This is a genomic window from Microcoleus sp. Pol7_B2 (genome assembly GCF_036701035.1).
Classification (GTDB): domain Bacteria; phylum Cyanobacteriota; class Cyanobacteriia; order Cyanobacteriales; family Microcoleaceae; genus Microcoleus.
Genome location: NZ_JAUBQB010000010.1, coordinates 98,601 through 115,936, shown reverse-complemented (window position 1 = coordinate 115,936; position 17,336 = coordinate 98,601). Strand labels below are relative to the sequence as shown.

Here is a 17,336-nt window from a genome sequence, read left to right as displayed (position 1 = left end):
GCGAGGTCGCTCAAGTCACCGAGGTGCAGTGAGTTTTAACCTTGTTCCAGCTCAAAACAGCAAGTGTCCACGGGCAGAAGAACTCAGGGCGCAAATCTTGAAGATATTGCGCTCAAATTGCCACCGTTATTCAAAACCTGATATAATCTCGTGCGACCAAGCTGGAGTAAGCCTGATGTTAGATGAGGAACCTTCGAGCAACGTAGACGTATGTATGATTGAGTAGCGATCGTCAGTCGCTAGCAGCAGCTAACTGCTGATTGACAAAGTGATACAGTAGCCTGTAGCTTACGTAGATTTAGGTGTGAAGGAACAGAAAATCATGGCAGAAAGAAATGCTAGTCAGGTAACCCCTGTATTACCCCCAATAGTGCTACCGCCAACCATCAATTTTGGCAACGCTCCTGCGGGTATCCAGGGTACCAAGTTCAATGACCTCGACCGCGACGGCATTCGAGATGCAGGCGAGCCGCCAATCTCCAACGTCCAAATCTTTATTGACACCAATAACAACGGCAATGTCGAGCCAGGTGAACCCTCGACGTTGACAAACGCCAGCGGAAACTTCGTATTTCCAGGCTTGCTTCCAGGCACCTATACAGTCAGGGAAATCCCGCCAGCCAATTTCAGCCCGACAACTCCCAACCCAGTCGTCGTCACCCTCGCGGGCACTAATGCCACAGTGTTGTTCGGCAATAGTTCAATCCCGATCGGTGGTCAGATAATTGGCTGCAAATACCTCGACGTAGACAACGACGGCTTTCGAGACGGGAGTGAACCCCCGATGGAAAACGTCAGGATCTATATCGATGCCAACAACAACGGTCAGCTAGATCAAGGGGACACCAGTACCTTAACTGATAGAAACGGCGAGTATCGATTCACCAATTTGCAGCCAGGGCTTTACCGGATTCGGGAAGAGCGCGCCAACGGGCCGGGCACTGAACCGTTAGAAAAAGATTTTCCCCAAAGCACCCCCCCCGGCAGCATCTCCCTGCTTGACGTTAACCTCGGCCCTGGCGAAATCTGGGCTTGCGCTCAAGTGGGCAACACTCCCCTGTACGAAATCCCGCTCTTTAAATTCCGCGACGACAACGCCAACGGCATACAAGACGCAGGGGAAATTCCTCTCCAGGGCATCCCGTTCATCATAGATGTGAACCGCAACGGCAGAACAGACGCGGGCGAACCGCGACTGTTAACAGACGCTAACGGAAGGGCTACCTTCAGAAATTTGAAAGCTGGCAGCTACTCAGTATTGGAAACCTTTGAAACATTCATAGCCAACCAGCCGCCAATTAACACTACCCAGAACCCGGTAGAAGTCACAGCCCCCGGGCCAGAATCGCGACAGCAGGGAACACTGCCTTTCATAGTGGCAGATCCAACAGTTCCAGGCGGCCAGCGGGTCATTGCGGCGAACTTTCCGCCCCCGTTCCCGCCGGTCAACCCGGAACCCGCAGTATTCTTCACCCCGATTCCGGTAAATCCAGGCAGCGGTGGTGTCGGGAATACGCTCCCCAACATCACGATCTTCAAATACAACGATAAAAACGCTAACGGTCGTTACGAACCGGGCAACACTCCAAAGGAAGGGGGCATTGCCGGCGTCACGGCCTACATTGATGCCAACGACAACGGCGTCCTCGACACAGGGGAACAGTCGAGAGTAACTGACGCCAACGGACGCGCCGCTTTCACCAACGTGCAACCGGGCAATTATGTGGTTCGGGAAGTGCCGCAAGCTGGTTTTAGTGCTACTACTCCGGCTCGGGTGCAGTTCAACCTCAGCAATCAAGATGCCAACGTCGTCTTTGGCAACACCCCCAACAGCCGGATCACTGGGTGCAAATTCCAAGACTTGAACGGCAACGGCTACCGAGACGGCTTTGAAACGCCGATCTCAGGGGTCGCAATCTACCTCGACAGCAACGGTAACAACGCCCTCGATGCGGGAGAAACCACTAGCGTCAGCGATCAGTTCGGCCGCTGGGAGTTTGGCAATTTGACCCCCGGTATTTACCGAGTCCGGGAAGTCACGCCTTCAAATTCTTTCCAAACTACTCAACAACTGGACATCGTTCTGGGCGCAAACCAAACGTTTACTTGTGCTTTGGTGGGCAACGGCCAGTTCTTTAACGCGATCGGAAGAAAATTCCGGGACGACAACCGCAACGGCCTTCAAGATGAGGGCGAGCCTCCTTTGCAGGATATCCCTTTCACCTTGGATTTGAACAACAATGGCCGCTACGATGCTGGTACCGAGCCTCTGGTCAGGAGTGATGCTAAGGGCGAGGTGCTGTTCACCAATTTAGCTCCGGGCAACTATTCGCTATTGGAAGTTTTCAACGCTCCGGGCGTTCCGAACCCGTTCCCGATTCCGACCGGGCCCAACCCTGTTCCTTTAACGGTGCCAGGGCCGAATGCGTTTGTGACGCCGATCGTGCCGGCGCCAATACCGACAGAACCAGAAAGGGCTATTGAGAGCATAGATGAGCTGACTGGCCAGACGGTAACTGCTTCTAGCATCCCCGATCCTCTGAATAACCCCGACCCCGACCGTTCAGCGAAGGCTCTGGGACAGGGCAGCGCCGATAACTTGCTCGTTCCTGAGATAGCAGGTGTTAGCAGCTTTGTTCGCTCCAACATCGGACGCGAGGTGAGTTCGCTGGTTCTATCGTTTTTAGAAGAGCACGATCTCCCGAAAAAGGACTCTAAATTACTGTTAGGCGAGTCTACTTCGGGTGCCTGGTTGTAATGTTAGGTAGGATTCCTAGGTCGAGACTCAGCAATTAGCAACTAGCTTGTTTAAACGGCACGTCAAATCATGTTTTGGCGTGCTTTTTGCTATTGTGACAATAATTAGAGGCTGGCAGGGCGGGTTTATGGATTTCTTTAATTACCGGAAATATTTTTCGTGAAACCTGCCTCTACAACAAATATATCCCCTTGATCGTAGGCGCTGGTTTTACCGACAATGTTTGAGAAAAACTCACAATTTATATAAACCAGCCCGCCACAATCATGGGATCGGCTGACGGGTTTATTTATCTCTTTAATTACTGTCTTTAGTAGTAGAGGACGATCGGCAAAAAGAGCGATTCCCTAGTTACAGAAAACCTTTATTTATATAGGTAGAACTTAGAGGAATTTTTTATGCCAACCGAACAGAAGATTAATCCGGCTCAACATCAAGAACAGCAACCCGGTATTGAATCGCAAATGACTCCGCAACCTCAATCCTTCGCGGAGGGCTATCGCGGTAGCGACAAATTGCGGGACAAAGTAGCCTTAATTACCGGCGGAGACAGTGGTATCGGGCGTGCGGTGGCGATTGCCTTTGCCAAGGAAGGCGCTAACGTAGTCATCAGTTATCTTAACGAAGATGATGATGCAAAAAAAACCAAAGAGGCGATCGAACAACAAGGCCGACGCTGTATTGCGATCGCCGGCGACATCGGCGACGAAAGCGTGTGTCAAAACCTTGTAGAACAAACAGTTAAAGAATTTGGGCATCTCGACATCCTCGTCAACAACGCCGCCGAACAGCATCCCCAAGAAAGCATCGAAAACATCACCGCCGAACAATTAGAGCGCACCTTCCGCACCAACATTTTCTCAATGTTTTACCTCACAAAAGCCGCTCTCAAACACCTCAAAGAGGGAAGTGCAATTATCAACACTACCTCTGTCACCGCCTATAAAGGCAATCAACAATTACTAGATTACTCCTCCACAAAAGGAGCAATTGTTGCCTTTACCCGCTCTTTGTCTCAAAGTTTAGCTGAGAAAGGAATTCGCGTCAACGGAGTCGCCCCCGGCCCGATTTGGACCCCTCTAATTCCTGCAACTTTCCCTGAAGAAAAAGTGGAGAAATTTGGTGCAGACACAGCCTTGGGACGCGCGGGTCAACCCGATGAAGTTGCCCCCAGTTACGTGTTTTTAGCTTCAAAAGATTCGTCTTACATGACGGGTCAAATTTTGCATCCCAACGGCGGATCTGTGATTAACGGGTAGATTTGGCGCGAGTTAATATATAAATAACCGCATTTTGTCGGGGAACTTTCACGCACAACCTCTGACTATAACTCACAATTTAAATAAACCCGCCCCCACAACCATGTTACCTAGGGCGGGTTTATTCATTTTTTTAGTTATATTCAATCTGTTAGCATCATCGGGTGTAAAATGCAGTCAACAGTGATGCCCACTCTGCTTCGCCGAAGAGTCAACAATCACGGACGATGCAAACGAAATTGATACAATTAATCTGTGTTAATCTCCCCTCATCTGCAGTTAAAAAAAAGAGAATTTCTTCACTGCTGATGACAAGGGATGGATGCTGATTCACGCAGATGAAAAGAATAGATAAATGAATAATTCCGATGCTAACAGATTTGATATTAGTTTTTGAACATTGGTGAGTTTACACAAAACAGTAATCCCGCTACGTGGGTAGCGGGATTGATAGGTTGCAGTTTAGCTAATTTTGAGCTCACCTAGAGCTACAATTAGCTCGCTGCTGAATTAGCTCAGGTTAGCCATTTCTTGCTGGATGGTGCTTTTGGCTGCTTTGAATTGAGTAGCCATTTGTTCCATTTGTGCTTCGCTCAAGTTGCGGCGAATTTGAGGGAACATATCGTTTTCTTCTTCTTTTACGTGATCCTGAACTGCTGTTTGGAGCTGTTTGATTTGGGCTTTGAACTCAGGAGAGGTCGGGCTCATTGACTTAATCTTGGCGAGCATTTGCTTCATTTCTGCTTGCTCGTCGTAAAGTTCTTTAGTGTTGCTGTAGTAGCTGCGAATTGCTGGGTAAACAACTTGTTCTTCGGCTTCGGCGTGAACGCTGAGGTCTTTGTAAAGTTGACCGAAGAATTCTTGTAGTTTTTGAGGATCGTCGGTGCTTGCGATTTCCATAAATAGGGTATCGGCTTTGCGGTGATCCATGGAGATGATTTCGGTGATGTTCATCTCATCTTTGCTGCGGGTAACTGCACCGCCGATGATGCCGGTCATAGCTGCCATTGCATCTTGCACGCGAGCCCAAACGCCTTGGTCGGGGTCTTTGCCGGTCAGTTCACGCACGCCCAAGATTTCCATAACTCCCTTGAGTTGCTCTTGGTGAGCGCGGTTTTCAAAGTTAACTGTGTTGAGAGGAGTAATGGCGGCTTCGATGTCGGCGCCGACTACTTGAGCAGCTTTGTGAATTAACAAACCGGCCATTGTTTGTTTGTGTTTGAGCAGTTCGTGCTGGGTGACTTTTTCAAACAATGTGAGTTCAGAACCTTGCATGAGTTTCTGAACTTCTTCAATCATTTTGGCGCTGGTTTCTTTGGGCTCGGCTTGAATGCCGTATTGCACGATCGTGGTTTCTAATACGCCCAAATTTTTGCGATCGTCTTCGAGCATATCCCGGAAGCGATCAGCCAGTTCGGAGTCGTTGCAGGAATTGATGAACAATTGCTCGTTGGCAATCAACAAGTTTTGCAGCGCTTTCATGTCTGCTAATTTAGTGGCGATCGCTTGGCGCTTGGTATCTTCTAGGGTAGCTACCATCTGTCGTTTCTCCTCTCAATGTCTTTAGTGTTCTTACATCTCTTAATTTATTGATATATTTTGATAACATCCTCTTTCTCCCGACTGATTCATTAATATCCCGCGAAACCTATTGACTTTTGAGCAAAAAAATGGTAATAATTTTTGAGACTGCTTGAAAAAAAAGCAAAAAATAACTGATGAGTAAGGATTAATAGCAGATGAGTAATGATTTCTGTATCAATTAATCCCGATCGCAGAGCTGTAAAGCGCTACCATAGTTGCAGCCGAAGTTAACTAAAGTTTAAGAATAACTAGCTTGTCTCAACTGCTCACTGCTTTAGAGTTCCCAGCCAATGTCTGGAAGCTGAATAATGGGTTAACGGTCATTCACCAGCGGATTTCGGCCACACCGGTGGTCGCGCTAGACGTGTGGGTGAGGGCTGGCGCTACGCTGGAGCCGGATTCGTGGTCGGGAATGGCTCATTTTCTAGAACACATGATATTTAAAGGGACGGATTCGATCGCCCCGGGAGAATTTGACCAGGTAATCGAAAATCGCGGCGGTGTCGCCAATGCAGCTACAAGTCACGACTACGCCCATTTTTTCGTCAACGCTGCGGCCGATTATTTAGCAGAAACAGCGCAGCCACTGGCAGAATTGCTGCTGCGGGCTTCGATTCCGGATCGGGAATTCGATCGCGAGCGAGATGTGGTGCTCGAAGAAATCCGTCAAGCTCAAGACAATCCCGATTGGCTGGGTTTCCAAGCCATGATGGAAACAGTTTACCAGCGGCATCCCTACAGGCGATCGGTACTCGGCACGGAAGAACTGCTGATGTCCCGAACTCCCTACGAAATGCGCTGTTTCCACCGATCGCACTATCAGCCGGAAAATATGACTGTGGTGATAGTCGGGGGAATTGATGAACAACAGGCCAGAGATATTACGGGGAAAGCATTCGAGCAGTTTTCGGATCGGTGGGATTGTCCCAAATTAACCGCAGAGGCGGAACCGCCACTGATAGAAATTCGCCGTCAGGAATTGGGCCTCCCCCGATTGGAACAAGCGCGGCTAATGATGGCCTGGACGGGCCCGGGAGTTGAACATTTGCAAAGTGCTTGCGGCTTGGATTTGCTGTCTGTGTTGCTCGCAGACGGGCGGACTTCGCGTTTAGTCAGGGAACTGCGGGAAGAATTACAATTGGTAGAGGCGATCGACAGCACTTTCTCGCTGCAACGGGAATCGAGTTTATTTACTATCAGTGCAGTCTTGGAAGCCAAGGATGTCGAAGAGGTTGAATCTCGGATTTGCGATCGACTTTGGGAATTGCAGTCTGAGCCGGTTTCCGAGGTAGAATTACTCCGCTGTAAGCGTTTGCTGTGCAACGATTTTGCTTTCTCGCTCGAAACGCCGGGACAGCTAGCCGGTCTTTACGGATATTACAATACGATCGCCACTGCGGAATTAGCGCTTAGCTATCCCACCAGGATTAAAGCATTTGGGCCATTAGACATCCAGCGCCTAGCTCAACAATATCTCTCTCCCCGACGCTATACAGCCGTGGTACTCAAACCAATCTAATTGGTAAACGGGTGAAAATACATATATTTTTGGTACCGGAGAGATGTTCGGCATTTGTCCGGCGCTCTTTGTGGTTGTGGCGCACCCTACGGGATAGATGTTGTTACATTTAGATGTTGTGGGTCAGACCCTGCCCGGTATGACATCATACAAGATCCGCATTGAAAATAGAAAAATGGCTATCAAGTAATTACCAATTACCAATTACCAATTAACCATTTTCAAGTACCAATACTTCAGCTACTCTCAGTACAAGTTCCCAACTAAATTAACCATGAAAAATGAAATCCAGCGCACGGTTTTAGACAACGGTATTGTTGTCTTAGCAGCAGAAAATCCAGCAGCAGATATTATTGCAGCTAGGATATTCCTGCGGGCCGGCAGTCGCTACGTGCAGCCGGAACAAGCAGGATTGTGTCACTTGCTGTCGGCGGTAATGACTAAGGGAACCGATCGGCTGTCTTCGCTGGAAATTGCCGAGCGTGTAGAATCGGTGGGAGCGAGGTTGAGTGCCGACTCTACTACAGACTATTTTTTAGTGAGTTTGAAGACGGTTTCTGCGGATTTTGAGGAGATTTTGGAGTTGGCGGCGCAATTGACGCGATCGCCCAATTTCCCGGAAGCTGAAGTCGAACTTGAACGCCGAATTGCCATATCGGCAATTCGATCGCAACAAGAACAGCCATTTGCGATCGCCTTCGAGCAATTGCGGCACTCGATGTACCAGGAACACCCCTATGCTTTCTCTCCCTTGGGCACGGAAGCTACTATGTCCAAGCTCACCAGAAACGAGCTCGAAGAGTTCCACAAAACCTATTTCCGTCCCGATAATGTAGTTATTTCTGTCGCCGGCAGAATATCCACCGAAGATGCGATCGCGCTGATCGAGCGAACTTTTGGGGACTGGAAAGCGCCTTTAACACCCCTGCCAACTTTAAACGTCCCCCCTCTCTACCCCTCCCCTCAATCGGTCGTTACGGCGCAAGATACGCAGCAATCAGTGATTATGCTGGGCTACCTCGCACCCTCTGTCAAAAATCCCGACTATGCAGCGATTAAGTTGCTGAATACTTATTTGGGTAACGGTTTGTCGAGCCGATTGTTTGTGGAATTGCGGGAAAAGCGGGGCTTGGCTTACGACGTTTCTGCGGTCTACGCGACGCGCTTGGACACGGCTCAGTTTGTCGTGTACATGGGTACGGCGCCGGAAAATACGGCGACTGCTTTTGAAGGATTGCGTGCAGAAGTCGATCGACTCGCCAACACCGAACTAAGCGAGGAAGAATTGCAAGCTTGCAAGAATAAAATGCTCGGTCAATATGCTTTAGGAAAACAAACTAATTCGCAAATTGCCCAAGTTTTAGGCTGGTACGAAATTTTGGGATTGGGAATTAAATTTGACCAGCAGTTTCAAGAAGAAATTGCACAGGTGACAGCTTCACAAGCGCGGGATGCTGCTAAGAAATATTTTGTAGAACCGTATATTTCTTTGGTGGGCCCGGAGGCAGCGATTACAGAGTTGGGTGTAGTGGCTGTTTGTTGAGTATGAAATTGGCGATCGAACTTTTCAAAAGTTCGATCTGTTCGATCTGATTATACGCGATCGCCCGCACACGATATAAGCTCCAGCAGAATATGTCAATATCCCACGGATGGTTGAATATTCACTAACATCATTAGGTGAAATTTTCCTTGAGCCGATCGCAACGCTTTATGAGTGGGGTGAGATACATCTTGCTGACTTAGCAGCGATTCGTACTAATCGAGAAAATGCACAATGAGCGATCGAACGGCTCAAATCAGCGGTCGTAGATGTCTTTAACTCAGCACCCCGGGTTTCGTCTGTCTGCTGGATTTGATTTTTTCTGCCGCGCCCGTTCATTCACTTGGCACCACTTCACGTGACGCTAGGAAACCAAGGACAATTGCCACCAAAATCAATGCTGGAACATCGCCGAGGAGGTGTCCGCGTTCCGCAGAATCAATCACTGCGTGTACCGCCATGATCAGCCCGTGGACAACACTCGACCAGACGGTGAACCAGATTAAGCTGAGATGCGTTTCTGGTTTTCGAGAAGCCAACAGCAAAAATACACCAAGCGTCGCATAAATGCCGACGATCATCTGTTCGTATTCGTATTGGGCTGGTTGCCATGACCAGCCAGATGACCAAATCTTCATCAGTGGATAGACAAGCAGAAAGGCAATTCCGACAACAACAAGGGCTATTCGCAAGTATCGATGATCCTTATCCATTGCTCTAACCTCCTATTATTTTCCAGTATGGTCTCTACCAACTAGATTCGTATTTGCTGCGTAAATATCTCAATCTCGATCAAAATCATACCTCTCACGATTGTGGTGCAGTTCTAAACGCTTCTGAATCAACCAGAAAGAAGGTGCTTATAAAGCTCCGCTTCCCGCCACACCCCCATAGAGGACTTGTGGCATAACGGTTGAGGTGAGTGGCAAATGATCAGTCCTAACTAAAAATATCATAATTGAACCTTTTGTGTTCCCGCTCGGTCTAAATTCAAGACAGACCCATCAGGTCTAATTTATATGTACTTAGTAAAGCACTTTCAGATAAAAAAAGAGCTGACTCCGTGGCTTAGCGGACTCCTCGCCGCTTCCCTGCTTGCAGGAGTAGCCTACACAGCTTACAGCCAACTAACAGTCAGATCCAGCCGCGAAACCAGACGCAAGGAAAAAACCGTTGCTGTCGAAAGGGTGAACCTGCCGATTACGATTTCGGCAAACGGCACAATTGTGCCCGAACGTTCCGTTAACGTCAGCCCCAAAACTTCAGGAATGCTCAAAAGTTTGCTTGTCAAGGAAGGAGATAAAGTTGAAAAAGGGCAGATTCTTGCCTACATGGACGACTCCAACCTGCAAGGGCAACTTACCCAAACTCGCGGACAACTCGCAGCAGCCGAAGCAAACCTGCAAAAATTGCTCAACGGCAATCGAACCCAAGACATTGCTGTGGCTAAGGCAGTGTTAGCAGAACAACAGGCAAGTCTGGAAAAATTGCTCAACGGCAATCGAACCCAAGACATTGCTGTAGCTGAGGCAGCGTTAGCTGAGCAACAGGCAACTTTGCAAAAATTGCTCAACGGCAATCGAAGTCAGGATATTGCCGTAGCCGAGGCACAACTAGCTGAACAACAGGCAAATTTACAAAAATTGCTTAAGGGAAATCGGCCTGAAGACATCGCCCAAGCCATCGCCAAACTCAGAGATGCCGAGTACGCCAAAAACCAAGCTGAGGAAGACTTTCAGAGAAATCAGGAACTCTATAATGCCGGAGCCATTGCTTTGCAAATTGTCAACAACTCCCGCACCGAGCGCGATCGAGCTCAAACGCAAGTCAGACAAGCCGAACAAGCTGTAGCTTTGCTGCAAGCGGGTGCTCGCCCTGAAGAAATCGCTGCGGTGCGGGCTGCTGTGGAGCAAAAACGGCAAGCTTTGACCCTGGCGCGATCGGGCGCACGCCCGGAAGACATCGCTGCAGGGCGGGCTGCTGTGGAGCAAAAACGTCAAGCTTTAGCCCTGGCGCGATCGGGCGCACGCTCGGAAGACATCGCTGCGGGGCAGGCCGCAGTGGAGCAAAAACAGCAAGCTTTGGCGCTGCTAGAAGCTGGTTCTCGCCCCGAAGACATCGCCCAAGCCCGCGCCCAAGTTCTCGCCGCTAGAGGCAGCCTGCAAAGCGTTCAAGCGCAGATCGACGACACTGTGCTGCGGGCTCCTTTCACCGGCACTGTTACCCGCAAGTACGCCGATCCGGGCGCTTTTGTGACTCCCACGACGGCAGGTAGTGCGGTTTCTTCGGCGACTTCTTCTTCGATTTTGTCCTTAGCTTCAAAAAATCAATTAGTAGCAAACGTAGCAGAAACTAATATTTCTCAGATTAAGATTGGCCAGGCTGCATCTATTCAAGCCGATGCTTTTGCGGGAAAGACTTTTGCAGGTAAAATCACTCAAATTTCGCCTCAGTCGATCGTCCAGCAAAATGTGACAAGTTTTGAGGTAAAAGCAGCAATTATTAATGACGATCAACAAATGCTGCGATCGGGCATGAATGTGAATGTTGAGTTTAAGGCCGGTGAACTCAAAAATGTTTTGGTAGTTCCGACTGCGGCAATTGTCCGCCAACAAAGGGAATCGGGGGTTTATGTTCCCGGTGGAGAAGATGGTAAACCTGCTTTTATGCCGATTAAGACTGGTATGACGGTGGATGACAAGACGGAAGTGCGATCGGGTTTGAAAGGAAATGAAAAAGTGCTGATGAGTTTCCCCCCGGGATTGCGGCCTAGATCCCAAAATCCCTCGTCGGGTGGAATTCCGGGTTTGCAACCTGGTGGGGGAACGCGCTTGCGTTAGTGGGAAGGAAGAAGAAAAGCACTACACGGATACACGGATTAATTATTGAGTGTGAGTCATATCAAATCCATTGGTATCAGAATTATGGCTCTCTCTCTTCTCGGACTCTGCGCCCTCTGCGCCCTCTGCGGTTTAATCATTCAGAAACAACCGTAAACGAGATTAGATATTGAAGGAAGAAGAAAGAAAGTTTTAATTGCCCGATGCCCAATGCCCAATGCCCAATGCCCAATGCCCAATAACCAATAACATGAAATTACAGACTCGCCCCCGCACCAACAACATCTCTAACGTTCAAATCGCGTTCATGGCGACAGAGGCGCTGTGGAATAATAAGTTGCGTACCAGTTTAACTATGCTGGGCGTAATTATTGGGATATCTTCGGTAATTGCTATTACTTCGGTGGGACAGGGAGTACAAAAATCAACTGAAGAACAGTTAAAGGCTTTGGGCACAAATGTGCTGTTGGTTTTATCCGGCGCTTCGCGATCGGGCGGTGTCAGTCAGGGAAGCGGTTCTGCTACTACCCTTACTTGGGATGACGCTAAGGCGATCGGCAAACAAGCTCCTGCAGTTAAGGCGATTTCGGCTTATTTGCAGCGCCAAGTGCAAGTCGTTTACGGCGGACAAAATTCATTTACTGCTATTTTGGGAACGGATTTAAATTATCCCGATGTGAAAAACATTCAACCCCAAGAAGGACGGTTTTTTAACGAGGATGAATTGAATGCTGCTGAGCCAGTAGTTGTCCTCGGTTCTAAGGTGCGGGACGAACTTTTTGGAGCCAGAGCTAATGCGCTCTCCTCCGATATTCGCATTCAGGGAAACCGCTACAAGGTCATTGGAGTGATGGAAAGCAAGGGGTCTGTAGGGGGAACCGATCAAGACGATCGAGTGTATATTCCCCTGAAAAATATGTCTTCGCGGATTGTGGGGAGAAATTCTTTAGCGGGGATTGCGATCTCGGGTTTTTGGTTGGAAACTGCGGGCGAAGCTGATTTAGCCGATGCTCAATTTCAAGTAGAAAATATCATGCGCTTGCGCCACAATATTTATCCGCCACAACCGGATGATTTTCGAGTTGTCAATCAAGCTGAGATAGTTAATACTTTCAGCAATGTGATAGGTTTATTTACGGTTATGGTGGGAGCGATCGCCGGAATTTCTTTGGTGGTTGGCGGCATCGGTATTGCTAATATTATGTTGGTTTCTGTTGTGGAACGCACTAAGGAAATCGGGATTCGCAAAGCGGTAGGCGCTACTAATGCAGCAATTCTAATTCAATTTATGGCGGAATCTATTTTAGTTTCCACGGTGGGGGGAACGGCTGGTATTGGGTTGGGAATTGCGATCGCCTTTGGGGCCTCGACAGCGTTCAAATTTCCGTTTGTGGTTTCTGTATGGTCGATCGCAGCAGGTTTTGGGCTGTCTTTTACCGTCGGGTTGTTAGCTGGAGTATTGCCGGCTCGGAATGCCGCTCGCTTAGATCCGATCGCAGCCTTGCGGAATGATTGAACTTAGTGACGTTCGCCCCAGTTAAATTGAACAGTCCTGGACGCCAGTGTGACAAATATAGTCGTGGACGCACGAGTGGTCGGAGGCGTTGCTGAATACAGGTATGAATTCAAGATTTCCCAATTGCTCTAAGCCAAGTTGGGTGAGTTTTGTAACTTCAATCGAAAAGGTGATTCATACCCTGATTAAGCAACGCCTTGTTTTCCACGTTATCGCTCCTACCTCCTAACATCAGAAAGTGCTGTAATTAAATGGGGTCGCAAAATCAAAAACAAGGGTAATGCTTGTATCACAGTTTAAATGTGCAACAGCTTACTCTCTTACTTACACAATTTCGCCCTCTAATTCACCGAATTCGATTTGAGTTCCCAACGCCAAAGTCAGGGTACTTTCAGGTTCTACCATTTTTATATCGCCTTGAATGTCTGTAGCCCACCAAGCGCGATCGCACAAATTCGTCAATCCTAACGAAAGCTCGTTTCTCGATCTAGAAGTGACTATAGCTACAAGACCGTTAGATGCTGCGGCTGTTAAACTCGGTATGTCAGAGGTGAATAGTTGAGTTCCCGCACTCAGAGGAATAACTCGACTTCCTAATTTCAGGGAAAATTGACCGCTGGTAAAAGAATTTACTGCGGGCTGATCTGATATAAAGGTAGGCGGAATATTTGCCGATGTTGGGGCTGGCAAGTCCGAGTTTCCTACTGTAATTGTACAGTTGCCGATTCTCTTTTGGTCGCCCGATCGCAAATAACTAACCGCTCCGCTATCCACATTCTCGCAAACAATTTGACCTGCTTCCAACTGAAACCGCATTGCCAAAGGCGAAACATTAGGAATGCAGATAATAGACAAATTTTCATCACTGCCAAAAGTCACCGGTTCCGAACCCAGAGTGAGAGTGCGATTTGCTCCGGTGTCATAACTAATTACCAGCCAAGCTTTGTTGAACAAAGTTTCAGCTACAACCAACATAATTCCTATCCAAAAACCGATCGCAGCACACCCAGCTAAACGGCCTGCTGTACCGGATAGATTGTAAGCAAACAGAATAAACAAACAGCCGCCCAAAACTCCTCCAACACCGCCGCCTCCCATGCCGCGAAGCGCTCCCAAATTAGGAATCCGCTGTGCCAGCCCAAGTCCTAACAAACTGCCAGCTATTCCCCAGCAAATTACTCGCAATAATTCGTTGTTTCCGTCGCCAATTCCGCTGTAAATACCTTCGGCGATCGCCCCAGAAATTGCTCCTGCTATTAAACCAAACAATCCGCCATTTTTTAAAGCTTGTTTAATTTGAGGCTTGCCTTTGATATAGTAATAATAGCCGAACATGATAGCCGTAGCAATGCCACCGCCTACCAATCCAAACCACCGAGCTGTGGACAATACACTGTCAAAAACAGATTCCGAACCAGTGAGTCCCTGCATGAAAGGTTCGGTGATTAGATTGCCGACGAAACCGCCGACAGCACCGCTAATGCCAAACTGTAAAGCTTTTTTAAGGGCTGATAGATTTCTTTTCACGGCGCACCAGATTAAAAGTGAGAGTCAAATCTAGCTACAAGCTCGAAAGTTACGATTTCCGATGATATTAATATCTGGCATCGCGAGCGAGAACAGCGCCGACGGCCTATTGCACAAACACAAAGAGTGAGTTTTATTGTGGGTAGTAGGGGTTGGGCAGGAGATCCCGCCCGTCGAAGACTTATTCAGAATGGTGCAAGATGTGAGACGATCGCACATCTCCCCCCTCATTGGTGTCAGCTTAAGGTAAAACCGATAGCCCGTCAGGGGGGAAACAAGAGCCTCAAAGCGAAAGTCCTCGCTTCCGAGGACTAAGGAGTTCTTCAGTCCTCGGAAGCGAGGACTTTCGCTATAAGACAGGGAATTCATTCCCTGGCGGACTGCCTGGTGAGTGGGAGGAATGGTGGACTAAAAGCTTAAGTTGACACCAATGATCCCCCCTGCCTCCGGCCTGTCTCCCTTCCCTCTGAGGGAAAAGTCTTTGATGGTTGCGCCGTCGCCCGTCACAATTCCAGATCAATGCTCGATCGCCTGTAAGCATTGCTGCGAGATAATTTTAGCAATTTTTTAACTGTGAAATTTTAACCGAGAAGACCCAAGCGAGGGCCCAAATATGAAAAGGAATGTTACAAACTATTACAGTAACACTCAGAATGTGAACATAATGCCTCAAAATACTTGCGAGAGGTAGTTGTGTCAGAGAAGCAATATCCTTACTAACTGCCCGACAGTCACTCGATCGCCACTAAGTGGCCTGCTGCAATCTTGATCATAAATTAAAGATCGCATCAGTCATTTATGGTATTGTAAGCGACAGGCTTAGTGCGAGCACTCACAAGCGCACCGGCGTGAAGAACCAGCGCCGTTAAGCACCGAAGGCAGTCACCCCCCAACAACTTCAACAGTTGCTGATTGTGGAAAGTCCAGCCTTCCCCGTCAAAGCTCCTGCCTGAGCAGCAAAGATACGGGACGCAAGCGCCCGCCTTCGCTAGCTCAGCGCAGAGCAGTTCATATAGCAAAATATCCAGCGGGTACACACAAGATGAGTATCGTCACCAAATCAATCGTCAACGCAGACGCCGAAGCTCGCTACTTGAGCCCAGGTGAATTAGATCGGATCAAGAGCTTTGTCACCTCTGGTGAACGCCGCGTCCGCATCGCCCAAATTTTGAGCGAATCCCGCGAACGCATCGTCAAGCAAGCAGGCGACCAACTTTTCCAAAAGCGCCCTGATATTGTTTCTCCCGGCGGCAACGCTTACGGCGAAGAAATGACCGCAACTTGCTTGCGCGACATGGACTACTACCTGCGTTTGATTACCTACGGAATCGTAGCTGGCGACATTACTCCGATCGAAGAAATCGGTATTGTCGGCGTCCGCGAAATGTACAAATCTCTCGGCACCCCGATTGAAGCCGTCGCCGAAGGCGTTCGTGCTATGAAAAATGCAGCAAGCTCGCTGCTGTCTGGAGAAGATGCTTCCGAAGCTTCCTCTTACTTCGACTACGTTATCGGTGCGATGCAGTAAGGAATTTCGATTTTAGGTTTTCGATTTTAGATTGAAAAATTGGGGGTTGCCGGCAACAAGTTAAAAGCTTTTGCAAATAACCAGCCACTTAAAAATCTCAAATCCCAAATCCCAAATTCCAAATTCTAGCTCCAAAATTGGACTGACTCAGCCACTTTCTAGGAAACAAGACAACCATGCAAGACGCAATTACCGCCGTTATCAATTCCTCTGACGTTCAAGGTAAGTACCTGGACATCAGCGCTCTAGACAAGCTCAAGAACTACTTTGCTTCTGGCGAACTGCGCGTCCGCGCCGCTACAGCCATCAGCGCCAATGCAGCCACAATCGTCAAAGAAGCAGTTGCTAAGTCTCTGTTGTACTCTGACGTAACTCGTCCCGGCGGCAATATGTACACCACTCGTCGTTATGCAGCTTGCATCCGCGACTTGGACTACTACCTCCGCTACGCCACCTACGCTATGTTGGCTGGCGACCCTTCCATCCTCGATGAGCGCGTGCTCAACGGTTTGAAAGAAACCTACAACTCCTTGGGCGTGCCCATCGGTTCTACCGTACAAGCAATCCAAGCAATGAAAGAAGTCACCGCCGGTTTGGTCGGTTCTGACGCTGGTAAAGAAATGGGCGTCTATTTCGACTACATCTGCTCTGGCTTGAGCTAAGACTCAGGAAGAAGGAAGAAGGAAGAAGGAAGAAGAAGGAAGAAAGAAAAATATTTGTTTCTTGCCTCTTTTAACTTTTAACTTTGGACTTGTTACCTTTGGCTTTGAAAAGAGGTCAGGGAAGTTGAGAGTGATTGCTAGACCGTCAAAGGCTTGTCGAGAAAGCCCGACGAGTTTTAACGAGCTAGTTTTGACTCCTAACTCCCTGCCTTCAATCTTTAAAAAATCCATCTAATAATCTGTAAACCTACTCAGGAGTTAGTTTCCCATGAGAATGTTTAAGGTGACTGCTTGCGTCCCCAGTCAAACTCGCATCCGCACTCAGCGCGAATTGCAAAATACCTATTTTACTAAGCTCGTTCCTTACGACAACTGGTTCCGGGAACAGCAAAGAATTATGAAAATGGGCGGCAGAATTATTAAAGTGCAACTGGCTACCGGTAAGCCCGGAGCTAATACAGGTTTACTTTAAGAGCCGAAGCTGGATTAGTAGAGGGGTAAGAGGTCGCATCGACCTCTTTTTTGTTTGTTATGGCAGAAGGAAGAATGTCCAGCCTTGTTAATCTAATCATTGACAAATATTTCAATAAGCAGAAAGTA

The 17,336-nt window shown here is 48.4% G+C and carries 14 protein-coding genes; 10 read left to right on the top strand and 4 right to left on the bottom strand.

Annotation, left to right across the window (positions count from 1 at the left end):
* Positions 1 to 322 precede the first annotated feature (322 nt).
* Both QUA57_RS06485 and QUA57_RS06480 read left to right on the top strand, forming a co-directional pair.
* Positions 323 to 2,758 carry an SdrD B-like domain-containing protein gene (locus tag QUA57_RS06485; RefSeq protein WP_333064103.1) on the top strand — a complete coding sequence of 812 codons (2,436 nt, stop codon included), beginning with the start codon at positions 323 to 325 and terminating at the stop codon, positions 2,756 to 2,758.
* 398 nt (positions 2,759 to 3,156) lie between these two features.
* On the top strand, positions 3,157 to 4,017 hold the full coding sequence (locus QUA57_RS06480; protein WP_333064104.1) for an SDR family oxidoreductase: 861 nt from the start codon (positions 3,157 to 3,159) through the stop codon (positions 4,015 to 4,017).
* Positions 4,018 to 4,527: 510 nt separating this feature from the next.
* On the opposite strand, the gene QUA57_RS06475 is transcribed toward QUA57_RS06480, so the two are convergent.
* Positions 4,528 to 5,556: a hemerythrin domain-containing protein gene (locus tag QUA57_RS06475; protein WP_333064107.1), complete on the bottom strand. Its 1,029-nt coding sequence runs from the start codon at positions 5,554 to 5,556 to the stop codon at positions 4,528 to 4,530.
* Between the two features lie 298 nt (positions 5,557 to 5,854).
* Between QUA57_RS06475 and QUA57_RS06470 the strand changes: the two genes are divergently transcribed.
* From QUA57_RS06470 to QUA57_RS28640, 3 genes are all read left to right on the top strand, one after another.
* Positions 5,855 to 7,120, top strand: a complete 1,266-nt coding sequence (locus QUA57_RS06470) for a pitrilysin family protein (RefSeq protein WP_333064108.1) — start codon at positions 5,855 to 5,857, stop codon at positions 7,118 to 7,120.
* Positions 7,121 to 7,394: 274 nt separating this feature from the next.
* Complete coding sequence (locus QUA57_RS06465) at positions 7,395 to 8,663, top strand: pitrilysin family protein (protein ID WP_333064109.1); 1,269 nt, start codon at positions 7,395 to 7,397, stop codon at positions 8,661 to 8,663.
* Positions 8,664 to 8,763: 100 nt separating this feature from the next.
* Positions 8,764 to 8,901 (top strand): hypothetical protein, encoded by a 138-nt coding sequence (locus QUA57_RS28640; protein ID WP_445304460.1) that lies wholly within the window; start codon positions 8,764 to 8,766, stop codon positions 8,899 to 8,901.
* Positions 8,902 to 8,998: 97 nt separating this feature from the next.
* On the opposite strand, the gene QUA57_RS06460 is transcribed toward QUA57_RS28640, so the two are convergent.
* On the bottom strand, positions 8,999 to 9,376 hold the full coding sequence (locus QUA57_RS06460; RefSeq protein ID WP_333064111.1) for a DUF6632 domain-containing protein: 378 nt from the start codon (positions 9,374 to 9,376) through the stop codon (positions 8,999 to 9,001).
* Between the two features lie 306 nt (positions 9,377 to 9,682).
* Between QUA57_RS06460 and QUA57_RS06455 the strand changes: the two genes are divergently transcribed.
* Both QUA57_RS06455 and QUA57_RS06450 read left to right on the top strand, forming a co-directional pair.
* Entirely contained in the window at positions 9,683 to 11,503 is a 1,821-nt protein-coding gene (locus QUA57_RS06455) for an efflux RND transporter periplasmic adaptor subunit (RefSeq protein ID WP_333064113.1), read from the top strand.
* A gap of 250 nt (positions 11,504 to 11,753) precedes the next feature.
* On the top strand, positions 11,754 to 13,019 hold the full coding sequence (locus QUA57_RS06450; RefSeq protein ID WP_333064115.1) for an ABC transporter permease: 1,266 nt from the start codon (positions 11,754 to 11,756) through the stop codon (positions 13,017 to 13,019).
* A 324-nt stretch (positions 13,020 to 13,343) separates the two neighbouring features.
* Here the strand turns inward: QUA57_RS06450 and QUA57_RS06445 are convergent, their stop codons facing one another.
* Positions 13,344 to 14,546: a hypothetical protein gene (locus QUA57_RS06445; RefSeq protein ID WP_333064117.1), complete on the bottom strand. Its 1,203-nt coding sequence runs from the start codon at positions 14,544 to 14,546 to the stop codon at positions 13,344 to 13,346.
* A gap of 1,042 nt (positions 14,547 to 15,588) precedes the next feature.
* Here QUA57_RS06445 and apcA point away from each other — a divergent pair.
* Complete coding sequence (gene apcA / locus QUA57_RS06440; protein WP_333036136.1) at positions 15,589 to 16,074, top strand: allophycocyanin subunit alpha; 486 nt, start codon at positions 15,589 to 15,591, stop codon at positions 16,072 to 16,074.
* Between the two features lie 176 nt (positions 16,075 to 16,250).
* The gene (apcB, locus tag QUA57_RS06435; RefSeq protein ID WP_006634930.1) at positions 16,251 to 16,736 is read left to right on the top strand and encodes an allophycocyanin subunit beta; all 486 of its coding nucleotides are present in this window, start codon (positions 16,251 to 16,253) and stop codon (positions 16,734 to 16,736) included.
* Between the two features lie 3 nt (positions 16,737 to 16,739).
* Here the strand turns inward: apcB and QUA57_RS06430 are convergent, their stop codons facing one another.
* Positions 16,740 to 16,967, bottom strand: a complete 228-nt coding sequence (locus tag QUA57_RS06430) for a hypothetical protein (RefSeq protein WP_333185681.1) — start codon at positions 16,965 to 16,967, stop codon at positions 16,740 to 16,742.
* A gap of 37 nt (positions 16,968 to 17,004) precedes the next feature.
* Between QUA57_RS06430 and QUA57_RS06425 the strand changes: the two genes are divergently transcribed.
* Positions 17,005 to 17,208 carry a phycobilisome linker polypeptide gene (locus QUA57_RS06425; protein WP_006634929.1) on the top strand — a complete coding sequence of 68 codons (204 nt, stop codon included), beginning with the start codon at positions 17,005 to 17,007 and terminating at the stop codon, positions 17,206 to 17,208.
* Positions 17,209 to 17,336: the final 128 nt, after the last annotated feature.

What these genes read in the sequence shown, in the direction of transcription:
- QUA57_RS06485 (WP_333064103.1), top strand. Translation starts at nt 323, where the DNA reads ATGGCAGAAAGAAATGCTAGTCAGGTAACCCCTGTATTACCCCCAATA.
- QUA57_RS06450 (WP_333064115.1), top strand. Translation starts at nt 11,754, where the DNA reads ATGAAATTACAGACTCGCCCCCGCACCAACAACATCTCTAACGTTCAA.
- QUA57_RS06475 (WP_333064107.1), bottom strand. Translation starts at nt 5,556, where the DNA reads ATGGTAGCTACCCTAGAAGATACCAAGCGCCAAGCGATCGCCACTAAA.
- QUA57_RS06460 (WP_333064111.1), bottom strand. Translation starts at nt 9,376, where the DNA reads ATGGATAAGGATCATCGATACTTGCGAATAGCCCTTGTTGTTGTCGGA.
- QUA57_RS06480 (WP_333064104.1), top strand. Translation starts at nt 3,157, where the DNA reads ATGCCAACCGAACAGAAGATTAATCCGGCTCAACATCAAGAACAGCAA.
- QUA57_RS06430 (WP_333185681.1), bottom strand. Translation starts at nt 16,967, where the DNA reads ATGGATTTTTTAAAGATTGAAGGCAGGGAGTTAGGAGTCAAAACTAGC.
- apcB (WP_006634930.1), top strand. Translation starts at nt 16,251, where the DNA reads ATGCAAGACGCAATTACCGCCGTTATCAATTCCTCTGACGTTCAAGGT.
- QUA57_RS06455 (WP_333064113.1), top strand. Translation starts at nt 9,683, where the DNA reads ATGTACTTAGTAAAGCACTTTCAGATAAAAAAAGAGCTGACTCCGTGG.
- apcA (WP_333036136.1), top strand. Translation starts at nt 15,589, where the DNA reads ATGAGTATCGTCACCAAATCAATCGTCAACGCAGACGCCGAAGCTCGC.
- QUA57_RS06425 (WP_006634929.1), top strand. Translation starts at nt 17,005, where the DNA reads ATGAGAATGTTTAAGGTGACTGCTTGCGTCCCCAGTCAAACTCGCATC.
- QUA57_RS06465 (WP_333064109.1), top strand. Translation starts at nt 7,395, where the DNA reads ATGAAAAATGAAATCCAGCGCACGGTTTTAGACAACGGTATTGTTGTC.